We start from the raw sequence: 13,000 nt of genomic DNA on the forward strand, positions 1-13,000 counted from the left end.
TGACTCTAGCCTTCAAAGAAAGGCCCAAATACACCATTTGTAGGATTGAATTATGATTATCTCTGCCTCTACTGATTACCGCAAAGCGGCGAAATCAAAGCTCCCACCTTTTCTTTTCCATTACATTGATGGCGGCTCTTATGGTGAGCATACTCTGAGACGCAACACAGAAGATCTTGCAGATATTGCGCTTAAACAGCGTGTGTTGAACGACATGTCTGAGCTTAACCTCGATACCGAAATCTTCGGCGAAAAGATGGCGCTTCCTATCGCACTATCTCCAGTCGGTCTAACCGGAATGTATGCGCGTCGTGGCGAAGTACAAGCCGCAAAAGCCGCCGAGAAAAAAGGTATTCCGTTTACCATGTCGACGGTGTCAGTTTGCCCCATTGAAGAAGTCGCACCAGCGATTGAGCGCCCGATGTGGTTTCAGCTCTATGTGCTGAAAGATCGCGGCTTTATGAAGAACGTTTTGGAACGAGCAAAAGCCGCAGGCGTGACAACCTTGGTATTCACGGTTGATATGCCTGTTCCGGGCGCCCGTTACCGCGACATGCATTCTGGTATGAGCGGTCCGAATGCCGCAGCAAGACGTGTATTCCAAGCAATGCGCCACCCACAATGGGCGTTTGATGTTGGCTTGTTTGGCAAACCGCACGATCTGGGCAACATTTCAACTTATCGTGGAGAGCCGACCAAACTCGAAGACTACATTGGTTGGTTGGGTGAAAACTTCGACCCTTCAATTAGCTGGAAAGACCTTGAATGGATTCGTGACTTTTGGGATGGACCAATGGTGATCAAAGGCATTCTGGACGTTGAAGATGCAAAAGACGCCGTGAAATTTGGCGCGGACGGCATTGTTGTGTCAAACCACGGTGGTCGCCAGCTCGACGGCGTTATGTCTTCTGCCAAAGCTCTTCCTGCTATTGCAGATGCAGTGAAGGGAGATATGAAAATCTTCGTCGATTCCGGTATTCGCACTGGGTTAGATGTCGTGCGTATGCTCGCACTGGGTGCCGATTGTGCCATGCTTGGTCGTTCTTACATCTACGCGCTGGCTGCGCAAGGTCAAGCTGGCGTTGAAAATCTCTTAGATCTGTATGAAAAAGAGATGCGCGTTGCGATGACACTAACAGGCGCGAAAACCATTCAGGATCTGAACCGAGATTCACTGGTCAGCATCTAATCGATTAATTTAATGGGTGTCACGGCTTTTAAGAACAAGATGTGACACCTTTGACTCACGGGAAGAGAGAACAACCTCACAATAATCAGAAAGACGCCCTACCCGTGACATCAGCACAAGGAAGCAATGATGGCCAACACAATTTCGAAAGCCACTTACGAGCAGCTTGAAGCCTTGCTTGCTCTACAAATTGACCCCGAACGCATTGTTACCCAAGAAGCAAAGCGTTTAGCTTACGGCACCGATGCGAGTTTTTATCGCTTGGTGCCGCAAATCGTTTTACGCCTTAAAGATCTCAGCGAAGTCATCTACGCGATACAAAGCTGCCGAGAACTTGGCCTCCACTTTACCTTCCGTGCAGCGGGCACGAGTTTGTCTGGTCAAGCGGTCTCTGATTCCGTCCTAATCACTCTCACCGATGATTGGCGTGGACACGATATTGTTGACGATGGGCACAAAATCATTCTTCAGCCGGGGGTTATTGGCGCCGATGCAAACAAATATCTGGCGCCTTTCAAGCGCAAAATTGGCCCCGACCCTGCGTCTATAAACACCTGTAAGATTGGTGGCATTGCAGCCAACAATGCCAGTGGGATGTGTTGTGGAACCGCGCAAAACTCCTATCGAACGGTAGACAGTGTCAAAGTGGTTTTCGCCGATGGCACCTTGCTCGACACCTCAAGCAAAGCCAGTATCGATGCCTTTAAAGTGACCCGCCCTGACATTTACCAAGGGCTTTCAAATCTTGTAGCGCAAACGCAAAGCAATGCAGAGCTCACTGAGCGCATTCGACATAAATATCGATTGAAAAACACCACGGGCTACGCACTCAACGCACTGGTCGACTATTCTGACCCCATTGAAGTGTTGGAACATTTGCTTATCGGCTCTGAAGGCACGTTAGGGTTTATCGCCGAGATCACCTACAACACGGTCATCGAGCACGAGTTTAAAGCCTCAGCATTACTGGTGTTCGCCGATATCGAAGAAGCAAGCCGAGCCGTTGCCACATTGGCGAAAACGCCAGTCGCAGCCGTCGAGTTGATGGATGGTCGAGCACTGCGTTCAGTCGCAGACAAGCCCGGCATGCCTGAATTTATGCCAAATTTGGATATAGAAGCCGCGGCACTCTTGGTTGAAACGCATGCCAGCTCTCAAGGAGAGTTAGATAGCCAGTGTGAAGCCATTTTAGGCTCACTCGGCGAGTACTCGATCATTGAATCGGTTCCCTTTACCACGGATGCTAAGACTGTCGTGACGCTGTGGGGAATTCGCAAAGGTATGTTCCCAGCCGTCGGCGCTGTTCGTGAAGTCGGCACCACCGTCATCATTGAAGATGTCGCGTTTCCAGTAGAGAATCTCGCCAATGGCGTTCGAGATCTGCAGGCACTGTTCGATAAGTATCACTACAGCGAAGCCATCATTTTTGGCCACGCACTAGAGGGGAACTTGCATTTCGTCTTCACCCAAGGATTTGACTCACAAGAGGAAATTGATCGCTACGGCGGATTCATGGACGATGTCGCTGACCTTGTCGCTGTCAAATATCAAGGCTCATTGAAAGCAGAACATGGCACAGGCCGTAACATGGCGCCTTACGTCGAGCTTGAATGGGGCAAAGATGGCTACGCACTGATGCAACAAATTAAAAAGCTGTTCGACCCTGAAGGATTACTCAACCCTGGCGTAATCATCAATGACAACCCGCATTCACATATTGAGAATTTAAAACCGATGCCGGCAGCCGACGACATTGTTGATCGCTGTATTGAGTGTGGTTTCTGTGAACCGGTTTGCCCTTCCCGCACGCTTACCTTATCACCAAGGCAACGTATCGTGCTTTATCGAGAGCTACAACGCAGAAAAGCAGCAGGAGAAACCGTTACCGCAAGTGAATTAGAAAAAGTCTTCGAATACCAAGGGCTCGATACTTGCGCGGCAACTGGGCTTTGTGCTGACCGCTGTCCGGTGGGTATCAACACGGGTGATTTGGTCAAACAACTGCGCACCGCGAAGTACAAAAAGTTTACGCCAATTGCCAAGTGGACTGCGGATCACTTCTCAACCACCACAACACTCACTCGCGCCTCTCTCAAAGCCAACCAAATTGCGGTGAAAGTGATAGGTGAAGATGGTGTCTCTAAGTTGACCAATGGCGTGCGTAGCCTCACCAAGAACAAGACCCCGATTTGGCTTCCTGAGACACCTCAATCAAACAGCCATAATCTAAAAAAGTCTTTGGAACTGCTGGTTAAGTCCGACAAAAAAGTGGTGTACGTCCCGTCTTGTGCCTCTCGCACTATGGGGCAACAAACCAATGCTTCTGATCAGCGCAGCTTAACTGAAGTGACAATGTCACTCATCAAGAAGGCTGGATTTGAAATTATCATCCCTGAAGGTATTCATGACCAGTGTTGTGGAATGCCCTATGACAGCAAAGGCATGACAGATATCGCCACGCAAAAAGCGGCTCAGTTAGAGCAAGCTCTCTGGGAAGCAAGCTACGAAGGCGAATATCCTGTTCTCATGGACACCAGTCCTTGCGCTAAACGCAGCATCGATAACTTTACTAAACCGCTGGAAATACTCGAGCCTACGGGTTTTGTTTCTAAGTATCTGCTGCGTCATTTGGAGATCAAACCGATTAATGAGACCGTGATGCTGCATGTCACCTGCAGCTCTAGGAAAATGGGATTGGAAAACAGCATGTTGACCCTAGCTCAGCGCTGCGCCAGCCACGTCGTGATACCTGAGCATATTGCTTGTTGTGGATGGGCTGGAGACAAGGGTTTCACTACGCCAGAGCTCAATGCGGCGGCGGTTCATCCACTCAAAGAACAAGTGCCTGAGAACTGTCATCGTGGCTTTAGTAACAGCCGAACCTGTGAAATTGGTCTATCGCATCATAGTGGCATCCCTTACCAGTCAATTCTTTACCTAGTGGATGAGGCCAGCGTGCCACAATAGTTCTATATCACTCCCAAACCTAACTGGAGAGTTTGTACGCAGAGTATGATTTGAGAAGATCTATCTCGCAACTCTCCAGTTATCTCACCCTTGCTATGTAACAAAAGTTATTATTAATCAAATAGAAAGTTTTGATACGCCAGTAAGGAAGATCTATGGAATTCGAACTATTTGTGTGTGATACCTTCACTCAAGAAAGATTTAAAGGTAATCCCGCGGCTGTTGTCCCACTCACCGATTGGCTGAGTGACGACATGATGCTTAAAATCGCCCAAGAGAACAACCTGTCTGAAACCGCCTTTATTAAACAAATCGCCATCGACCACCATGAGATCCGTTGGTTTTCCCCTATTTGCGAGATCGAGTTTTGCGGTCATGCGACGCTCGCCTCTGCCTTTACCTTGTTTCATTTCTTCAATGCTGGCGAGCGAATTGTCTTTGAAACACGGTTTGTTGGACCAATCGAAGTCGAAAAGGATCGATCTGGCCGTATTCTGATGGACTTCCCACACCAAATGCCGAGCGCCACTGAGGCACCTGTAGCACTTCTAGAAGGGCTCTCTATCCCGCCTCTACACGTTATGAAAAACCCACAAGCCTACTTTGTGTTTTACGACAACGAACAAGATGTGTTGGACTTGAAGACCAAAAGCGACTTCCTGACGCAGCTAGCCCCTTACGATGTTGTTGCAACGGCGCCCTCCAAAGATTATGACTTTGTATCTCGATACTTTTGGCCTGCCAATGGCGGCGACGAAGACCCTGTTACTGGCTCAATTCACTCTGGATTGGCACCGTATTGGTCCGAAAAGCTTGCTAAGGATCACATGATCGCCTACCAGGCATCAAAGCGCGGTGGCACACTTTACTGCCATGTTTCACCTGAAAAAGCGACCATAGGTGGCGACGCCGTACTCTACTCGCGAGGCAAATTTTACATCTAAGCCTTAACCTTTGGGTGTCTCATGCTAACTATTACTGCTGGTGACCTTCATCTCAGCCACCAGCGCACCGCTTTCTTACTATTCCCACTATCTATTTCTCACGCCCAAACTATTTAGCATGCAAACACCGCCATCGTTAGTGCTGTTTCGTTATTTGGAATAGCGTACAAACATTCAAATTTCACTGGATTCCCCGCAATAAAACACCGTATTATTAGAGCAACGTTTGCCGAGGACACCCTATGAAAATCATCATATTGCATGGACTCTATATGCATGGAATGGTCATGCAGCCTCTGAGTCGAAAGCTACGCAGTTATGGCTATAGAACAAAAGTCCTGACCTACAATAGCGTTGCGATCAATCAACACCGTTTGTTTAGTATGATCGACAATGCGCTCAGTCCAACAATGCCAAATATACTTGTCGGACACAGCCTTGGTGGCTTAGTGATCAAACAGTATTTACAATCTCGCCATCCAAGCACCACCAAGATTTCACACGTAGTGACCATAGGATCGCCGCTTAGAGGCGCCTCGATTGTGACTCGCTTACAAGAACTTGGCATGGGTACATTGCTAGGCAATTCCCCTCACTTTGGACTCAGCGAACATCATGACGAATGGTCTTATCCGCAAAAGCTCGGCAGCATTGCTGGAACCTTGCCTATTGGTGCTCGAGCCCTACTGTTGATGGACAGACGGCTTCCTTCAGACGGTACGGTCACGGTCGAAGAAACCAAGATCCGCGGAATGACGGATCACATAGAGACGCCAAAAAGCCACACTAGCTTGATTTACAGTACTTTCGTACCAGACCAAATTCACCACTTTATTGAAAACGACGTATTTCAGCACTAACGCGTTGAAATCGCTTCAGATTAGATGTCGACTGTCGACATGATTGAAATTCAACAGTATTAAAAATGGTAAAATTATTTATGCGTAAAGACGTTGTCATCGGGTTGTTGTGTATGGTGTTCAGTTTGCTTGGTGTCATTTTCGTGCTCGCCGGTGATTCGCAAACGCCGGTCTCGCACTGGCCACTAGAAGCATTTGAAGGGCTGGTATTTTCTCTCGCGTGGGGGCTAGGTCTGTCTGACCTCAATGCTATTGTGTTAAGCCTCATGCTTATAAACCTGTTTGCCTTTATCGCCTTTGTGGTTGGACGTCAGCTTTCAAGAAAACTATAAATAAAAACAGCCGCTTTGCGCGGCTGTTTTTGATTCACACTACTTTGTCTCTGGCGTTAGCGTGTATTTGGTCTTTACACTATCGCTGCCAAACGCTTCGGCGATTCGATGCTTAAAGTCCGCCAGTGAGATCGAATCAATCATGGCATCCACATCTTTGATCGCTTTAACCCCATAACCGTGAATTGAGTAGCGAGCATAAAACCAAGTACGATCAACTGGCTCATCTTTCAAAGGATAAAGAGCGGTTGAAAGTTGCTTGGCGACCAGTTGAAAGTCTTGCTCACTCACGTTGGTTACAAGCTCGGTAACCACTTTATCGACGGCGACTTCAATTTTACCGATATCATCAGGGGCCACTTGCGCCTCAATAAACCAATCCGTGCTTGGCTCTTGGTCTACTGCAACCGAATACGCGTCAGGCGCGTAGTCTAATCCTAGTTCTTCACGAACGTAGCTCGTGAGTCGTCTAGACAATAAGCGCTGAATCATATCATCCACAAACGCGGTTTTGGCGCTGCTTACCTGTGCGTTAGGGTTGACCACACGAAGCAGGTAAATGCCGTTCTGTTCATTGTGGATAGCCAAGTCGACACGAGGCGCCCAATCCTGATTGTAGTGTGCCTGATAGCTAGGCGCCGGCACCTTTTCTAATGGGATAGAGGCAATAAAATGCTTCAGCAGCGGTGTCACCTCTTCTGGCTTCATGTTTGCCACGATCACAAGCTGAAAACCGCGATCTTTCGCAAACAGCTCATGGTGAACTTGGCGAATTTGCGCTTCATCAATCGCAGCATAAGCAGGTGCCGTCAGGAAGTAGTGGCTACTTGTCGGTTGGTAGCTGTTGCGGTTAATGGCACGCTCCCATTGACCATATGGCGTCGCTAGATAACGCTCCTGATTGTCATACGTCTCCTGCTGGAGAACACGAATTTGCCTTGGTTCCACATTGATGTTGGTCGAGATGTTATAAATCACTTTCAGCGCATCAGCGAGTTTATCTTTCGCCGCTCCCATCTCGATACCGTGATGGGTGAAATTAATAAACGGATAAACCTCTAAGTTGTTCTTGGTTAGAAATGCATCAAACTGAATGCCAGTAAACTCCCCAACACCACTTCTCACCACAACGGGGATTGCAAGCTGAGCAGCAGCAAATAAATCCGGGTTTAGCGCGGCTTTCCCCCCTTGACTCGCATAGACAATGTTAACGGTTTCTAGCGTCGTAGGATCATTCTCGAGCCTAACTTGAATGCCGTTAGAGAGCGTCCAAATGTGATCGCCAAACTCGTCGGTTTGTTGAGATAATATCGAGCCCGTTTGCGAAGGTTCCACCAGTTCTTTTGCCGTAGGCAGGAGCGCAACGGGTGCAGTGCCTGGCTGTTTAAGCGCTTTACGAAGTAAAGGAATTTGCTCTGCAAGTTGATCCACTGCCTCTTGCTCATCCGCGCCAAAAATCACAGAGTAGTCACTTGTTAACAGTGACTGAACCTGTTCATTGACTCGTTCTAAGCTAGCCAGAGCAATAAGCGCTTGTAAGCTTTCTTGGTAATCTTGCTTAGACTGACTGCTTTGCTGGGTAGAAATTCCCCTTACGCGATCTTCAGCAAAGGTAATTGCATCCCGCTTACTCCAGTTGTAATCGAGATCATCGACCAATTGCTGATAGTAAGCCAAGGAAGTGTCTAGCTCTTCCTGAGTCACGCCGAAGTCCCGCAGTGAGGCAAGCGTTGCAACGAACTTGTCTTGCACCTGCTGACGAAGCTCCATATTAAAGGCGACAGAAAATAACGCATTGCGTTGATAGTTCATGTAGTAGGGAGTAATCGCCATACTCTGAAGTGGGATGGCCGCTTCTTGATATACCGAGGTCATGCGTTGTTGCATGATTTGTAGGGCAATCTCATCCAGCCATGACGCAAGCAACTCTTCTCGCGTTTCTACTTTGGCTGGCGCTCGATTCATAACCAAGCTTAAACTCGGTGCCTCAAACTCGCCTACCGTGTCGGTATAGTCAGTAAATGCGAGTGTTGTTACCTCGATGTGGTTGTCACTTACCGATGCTTTTTTTTCCCACGTAGAGAAGTGTTTACCAAGTAACTGCTTAGCCTGCTCGACCGTTACATCGCCTGTAATAACAACTTCAGTAAACTGAGGCTGATACCATTTGGTGTAGAAAGCGCGGATTGACTCAGCCGTCGCTTCATCGACTGACGACTGATTGCCGACAGGGTCAAGGTTTTCTAGGCTCGTCTCTGCAATCAAGTGATCGTAATACTTTTCCGCTAAACTTTTGTGTTCAGGGCGGGTCCGACGAATTTCTCCTTGAATCACACCCTTCTCTTTGTCGATTTCCGTTGCTGACAAGGTTAACCCATCGGCAATGTCGCGAAGCCACAATACGCCTTCATCAAGCTGATTCTTGTTCGGCAAATCAAGCTTATAGACGGTTTCGTAATAACTGGTGTAGGCATTGATGTCAGCACCAAAAGTTAAGCCCGCTTTTTCAAACAAGTTAATCACGTCATTGGAGCTGAAGTTCTTACTGCCGTTAAACGCCATGTGCTCTAGAAAGTGGGCGTATCCGCGTTGCTCTGCAGTTTCATGTGCAGAGCCGACATGAACGTACATACGCAAAGAAACAGGTTCACTGGTGGTTGGATAAATGTGGAACTTTAGCCCGTTGCCAAGCTCTCCTTTCGTCCAATTGGTGTCAGGTTGGATCGGTGTCGTCATTTCGGGTTGAGAGCAACCGACCAAGATCAATGAAAAGAACAATAGAATAATTCGCATAGCCATACTTCTGTTGGTGATTTGCTTTGAAATATAACCCAAACAACTGTTTTTGTTTATAAAATTCAGATCATTTATAGAACATTACCCGCAATTGCAGCAAATGATGTTTGGTGATAATATTAATCGCAATTCGACGATAGACTATCTATATTATGTCCCGACAATGTAATCTCACCAATCAACAGGCGCTCGCATCAACACAAGCGCAACTCGAACAAGAAGCACAGCTCGCTATGCAAGCAAAGGCGTTGTCGCACCCTGCTCGCGTTCGAATCCTAAAAATACTGTGCACACTCGATAAACTCGGTGGTTGCCTCAATAGCGATTTGGTCTCTGAACTTGGCTTAGCTCAATCAACGGTCTCAGAACATCTTCGAATTCTCAAGCAAGCCAACTTTATTCATGCACAGCCCAACCCACCCAAGGTGTGCTATCGCGTGAATCGAGAAACGATCAGCCAGTTCAACCACTTGTTCGACGCTATTTTTAATTAATCTGACATCTCCTTGGCGTATAACGGTTTTCATCAAAGCAGAATGAAGATATCGCCATTCGACGATAAACGAAACAAGGCAAGATTATGACCACACAAGCATTAACCGAGAATGCCGCAAACAATATGAGTTTTTTGGATCGTTACCTAACCGTCTGGATTTTCGTAGCCATGGCGTTAGGCGTTGCGATTGGCGTCTTTTTCCCTGCAGTGGCGCAGTTAAATGAAACGCTATCAGTAGGCAGTACCAATATACCGCTGGCGATTGGACTCATCCTGATGATGTACCCGCCACTTGCAAAAGTGGATTACTCATTGCTAGGGAAAGTAAAGCAAGATAAGCAAGCCATCGCGCTTTCTCTTATCATGAACTGGATTGTCGGCCCTATCTTGATGTTTATTCTGGCGATTACGTTTTTGGGTGATCACCCAGGTTACATGGTCGGGATTATTTTGATTGGCTTGGCGCGCTGCATCGCCATGGTTTTGGTTTGGAATGATATCGGAGGTGGCAACAAAGAGTATGGCGCAGCGCTAGTCGCGATTAACAGCGCTTTCCAAATTGTGACTTACAGCTTTATGGCATGGCTATTCATCACAGTATTGCCTCCTCTTTTCGGGTACCAAGGGTTCGCTGTCGATATTTCTATGGTTGACATCGCGCAAAGTGTGTTGATTTATCTTGGCATTCCCTTTATCGCTGGCTTTTTGAGCCGTAAGATTCTGGTCAGTCGAAAAGGCGAACAGTGGTACAACGAAGTGTTTATTCCGCGAATTTCGCCAATCACTCTTATCGCGCTTCTTGCGACTATCGTTCTGATGTTCAGTTTAAAAGGCGATATGATCGTTGAACTTCCGATGGACGTCCTGCGTGTCGCTTTACCACTGGCCATCTACTTTGTTGTGATGTTCTTCGCCAGCTTCTACATCGGCAAAAAACTGGGTATCGACTACGATAAAAACGCCTCTATTGCGTTCACCGCAACAGGAAACAATTTTGAACTGGCCATCGCCGTGTCGATCGCGGTATTTGGCATCAATTCCGACCAAGCGTTCGCAGGGGTGATTGGTCCACTGATTGAAGTGCCTGTGTTGATTGCGCTGGTAAATATCGCCTTAAGATTGAAAGCCAAGTACCACCAATAAAAAGCGAATGTGATGAGAGGAGCTCAGTGCTCCTCTTTAACAACTTGATGATGCATTAGCATTGATGGCCGTCACACGAATCCATCAGTTCGCACACCTCTTCTAACGGCATCGGTTTGTAAAAGTAGTAACCTTGAATCAAAGAAATACCTTGCTGAGTCACGAAGTCTAACTCTTGCTCTGTTTCGACGCCTTCAACAACCGTTTTTGCCCCCGTTGCTCGAACCAACTCTGTGGTTAAGCGAAACAGCTCTCGGCCTTTCTCCTGCGTCAAGTTCACAACCAAAGATCGGTCAATCTTGACCTTATCAAACTCGTACTTACACAGATAACCGATCGACGAATACCCCGAGCCAAAATCGTCAAGCGCGATTTGAATACCAAGCTCACGAAGTGATTTCAACACACTACTCGTCGCTAACTCATCTTGAATCAGTAGCTCTTCGGTGATTTCAAACTCCACCTGAGTAAAATCAACATCGCTCTGTTCGATAAGTTTACTCACACTCGCAGCAAATCCGTTGACTAAAAACGTTTCAGGAGAAACGTTAATTGATACTTTAAAGTTAGGGTTACTCGCAAGATCTCGCACTTCATAGAGCGCTTGCTTGATCACCCACAAATCCAGTTCAGATGTCAGCCCCAACTTGTTAAAGTAAGACAAAAAGGTCGGCGGAGTAATCACTCCATCGTGACTACGGTGCCTTACCAAGACTTCCATCGAGCAAACACACGAGTTTTTAATGTCGTACTGAGGTTGATAGTAAAGTACAAAATCGCCATTTTGCTGCAAGTCTCTGATTGCCTTTTGCGCCACAAGATTACTGCTGACGTGCGGGAACAAGCCATTTACACTGCGCCCGCTTCCGACCTCCTCGTAGTTGAAAAAGTCATCACAAGTCTCTTTCGAAAACAACCTGTTTGAGCCAGCCACTTGATCCATCTGCTTAAAGAACGGCAAGTAGATTGCCATACCAATCACTATGATCGCGACTTGAAGAATGCTCGCGGCAATATCGCCACTTGTCGCAAGATACCCACTCAACAGTGGAGGCGTCATCCAACTGATAAATTCAGAAACCGGTGCCACCCAACCCATCGAAATCGCAAAGTAAGCGAGCAAGATTCCCGTGATCGGCGCGAGCATGAATGGAACAAGCAGCACCGGGTTAAAGATGACGGGCAAGCCGAACAGTACAGGTTCATTAATGTTAAACACACTCAAAACCAGTGCTGCCAAAGCCAGTGCGCGATACCCTCTATTTTTGGCAAAGAACAACATGCAAAATACCAAACTGAGCGTATTGCCCGCCCCGCCGATACCCGCGTAAATGTCGTAAAAGTTACTGGTGAGAATGGGCAACGGCGTACCAAACTGCGCATTCATCTCAAAACTTGATTGAGTAAGTGCATACAGCTCAGATTTGTATGGCGAGAAAATAATGTGCCCATTGATGCCAATCGACCAGAACAGATTCCTTAGGAACTCATACCAAATCGCGTCAAACAACGAGTGTGTATCTAGAGTTGGCAACAAGCTTTGGATATACGAGTTGGTTTCTAGCCAGTAGCCAACCGCATAGCCCGCGCAAACATACAAGGTGACCAGCAACAATGTGCCCAATACAAGGTTGAGTGACTGATCGACAACATTTGGCAACTCCGAACGGATGATCCAATTCTTAGAGATTAATCCCCTCACGCTAAACGCTATTAATGCAGGAGTGATGATCGCCAAAGGATAGTTGGATGGCAGCACAGAGCCCGCATGCAGCAATCCCCACTCGTTACACAAGATGATGTAAATAAGCAAAGACGGAGTAATGACGGTGGTGCGGGACAGACGATGGAGACGCGCCAAAAAGTCTGAAAAATAGACAAGCAGCAAGATCGGAAACATTTTCCAAACTAAGGTGCTCACAAACAGAACATGGCTGCCGATTTTTTCAAACCCGATGACGTTTAACCCATTGCCAATCAACATACTGAATGCAGAAAGCAAGGAGACTGGCAGCAACATTACAAATACATTACACAAGCCATTTAAGTACGCGTTTTCTGATACTCGCACGAAAAACGCATACATGGGCTTGTTATCAAACAGGAACTTCATTGACTAAGCCTAAGGTCAAATCACAGTTTACGACATGCTCCCGTCTATGAGTTACCCTACCAAATCGGTCTAACTGCCCATTTTGATAGCTCACCCACGGGTGCGTTTCTGCCCTCTAATCAAGAGCAAGGCTTATATAAGTAGCGAGTCCTTAATTGTA

Annotated in this window: 9 protein-coding genes; 7 read left to right on the forward strand and 2 right to left on the reverse strand. The window is 47.2% G+C overall.

The window, feature by feature from the left end; genetic code table 11:
• Nucleotides 1–52 precede the first annotated feature (52 nt).
• From lldD to RJ47_RS01780, 5 genes are all read left to right on the forward strand, one after another.
• Nucleotides 53–1,189 carry an FMN-dependent L-lactate dehydrogenase LldD gene (gene lldD / locus RJ47_RS01760; protein WP_039480807.1) on the forward strand — a complete coding sequence of 379 codons (1,137 nt, stop codon included), beginning with the start codon at nucleotides 53–55 and terminating at the stop codon, nucleotides 1,187–1,189.
• Between the two features lie 129 nt (nucleotides 1,190–1,318).
• Nucleotides 1,319–4,156, forward strand: a complete 2,838-nt coding sequence (locus RJ47_RS01765; RefSeq protein ID WP_419831517.1) for an FAD-binding and (Fe-S)-binding domain-containing protein — start codon at nucleotides 1,319–1,321, stop codon at nucleotides 4,154–4,156.
• A 155-nt stretch (nucleotides 4,157–4,311) separates the two neighbouring features.
• Complete coding sequence (locus tag RJ47_RS01770; RefSeq protein WP_039480813.1) at nucleotides 4,312–5,100, forward strand: PhzF family phenazine biosynthesis protein; 789 nt, start codon at nucleotides 4,312–4,314, stop codon at nucleotides 5,098–5,100.
• Between the two features lie 242 nt (nucleotides 5,101–5,342).
• Nucleotides 5,343–5,960, forward strand: coding sequence for a cob(I)alamin adenolsyltransferase/cobinamide ATP-dependent adenolsyltransferase (locus RJ47_RS01775; protein ID WP_005472388.1), 618 nt, complete (start codon nucleotides 5,343–5,345; stop codon nucleotides 5,958–5,960).
• Between the two features lie 65 nt (nucleotides 5,961–6,025).
• A complete protein-coding gene (locus tag RJ47_RS01780; protein ID WP_156137187.1) occupies nucleotides 6,026–6,292 on the forward strand; it encodes a hypothetical protein in 267 nt (88 codons plus the stop codon).
• A 39-nt stretch (nucleotides 6,293–6,331) separates the two neighbouring features.
• Here RJ47_RS01780 and RJ47_RS01785 read toward each other — a convergent pair whose 3' ends face one another.
• The gene (locus RJ47_RS01785) at nucleotides 6,332–9,085 is read right to left on the reverse strand and encodes a M16 family metallopeptidase (RefSeq protein WP_052237894.1); all 2,754 of its coding nucleotides are present in this window, start codon (nucleotides 9,083–9,085) and stop codon (nucleotides 6,332–6,334) included.
• 155 nt (nucleotides 9,086–9,240) lie between these two features.
• Here RJ47_RS01785 and RJ47_RS01790 point away from each other — a divergent pair, with 155 nt between their 5' ends.
• Together RJ47_RS01790 and arsB are read left to right on the forward strand one after the other, a co-directional pair.
• Nucleotides 9,241–9,582: an ArsR/SmtB family transcription factor gene (locus RJ47_RS01790; protein ID WP_039480822.1), complete on the forward strand. Its 342-nt coding sequence runs from the start codon at nucleotides 9,241–9,243 to the stop codon at nucleotides 9,580–9,582.
• Between the two features lie 86 nt (nucleotides 9,583–9,668).
• Nucleotides 9,669–10,727 (forward strand): ACR3 family arsenite efflux transporter, encoded by a 1,059-nt coding sequence (gene arsB, locus RJ47_RS01795; protein WP_039480825.1) that lies wholly within the window; start codon nucleotides 9,669–9,671, stop codon nucleotides 10,725–10,727.
• 55 nt (nucleotides 10,728–10,782) lie between these two features.
• Here arsB and RJ47_RS01800 read toward each other — a convergent pair whose 3' ends face one another.
• Entirely contained in the window at nucleotides 10,783–12,840 is a 2,058-nt protein-coding gene (locus RJ47_RS01800; RefSeq protein WP_052237895.1) for an EAL domain-containing protein, read from the reverse strand.
• Between the last annotated feature and the right edge of the window lie 160 nt (nucleotides 12,841–13,000).

This window comes from Vibrio sinaloensis, assembly GCF_000808535.1.
In the GTDB taxonomy this organism is placed as follows: domain Bacteria; phylum Pseudomonadota; class Gammaproteobacteria; order Enterobacterales; family Vibrionaceae; genus Vibrio; species Vibrio sinaloensis_D.

What these genes read in the sequence shown, in the direction of transcription:
- lldD (WP_039480807.1), top strand. Translation starts at nt 53, where the DNA reads ATGATTATCTCTGCCTCTACTGATTACCGCAAAGCGGCGAAATCAAAG.
- RJ47_RS01765 (WP_419831517.1), top strand. Translation starts at nt 1,319, where the DNA reads ATGGCCAACACAATTTCGAAAGCCACTTACGAGCAGCTTGAAGCCTTG.
- RJ47_RS01770 (WP_039480813.1), top strand. Translation starts at nt 4,312, where the DNA reads ATGGAATTCGAACTATTTGTGTGTGATACCTTCACTCAAGAAAGATTT.
- RJ47_RS01775 (WP_005472388.1), top strand. Translation starts at nt 5,343, where the DNA reads ATGAAAATCATCATATTGCATGGACTCTATATGCATGGAATGGTCATG.
- RJ47_RS01780 (WP_156137187.1), top strand. Translation starts at nt 6,026, where the DNA reads ATGGTAAAATTATTTATGCGTAAAGACGTTGTCATCGGGTTGTTGTGT.
- RJ47_RS01785 (WP_052237894.1), bottom strand. Translation starts at nt 9,085, where the DNA reads ATGCGAATTATTCTATTGTTCTTTTCATTGATCTTGGTCGGTTGCTCT.
- RJ47_RS01790 (WP_039480822.1), top strand. Translation starts at nt 9,241, where the DNA reads ATGTCCCGACAATGTAATCTCACCAATCAACAGGCGCTCGCATCAACA.
- arsB (WP_039480825.1), top strand. Translation starts at nt 9,669, where the DNA reads ATGACCACACAAGCATTAACCGAGAATGCCGCAAACAATATGAGTTTT.
- RJ47_RS01800 (WP_052237895.1), bottom strand. Translation starts at nt 12,840, where the DNA reads ATGAAGTTCCTGTTTGATAACAAGCCCATGTATGCGTTTTTCGTGCGA.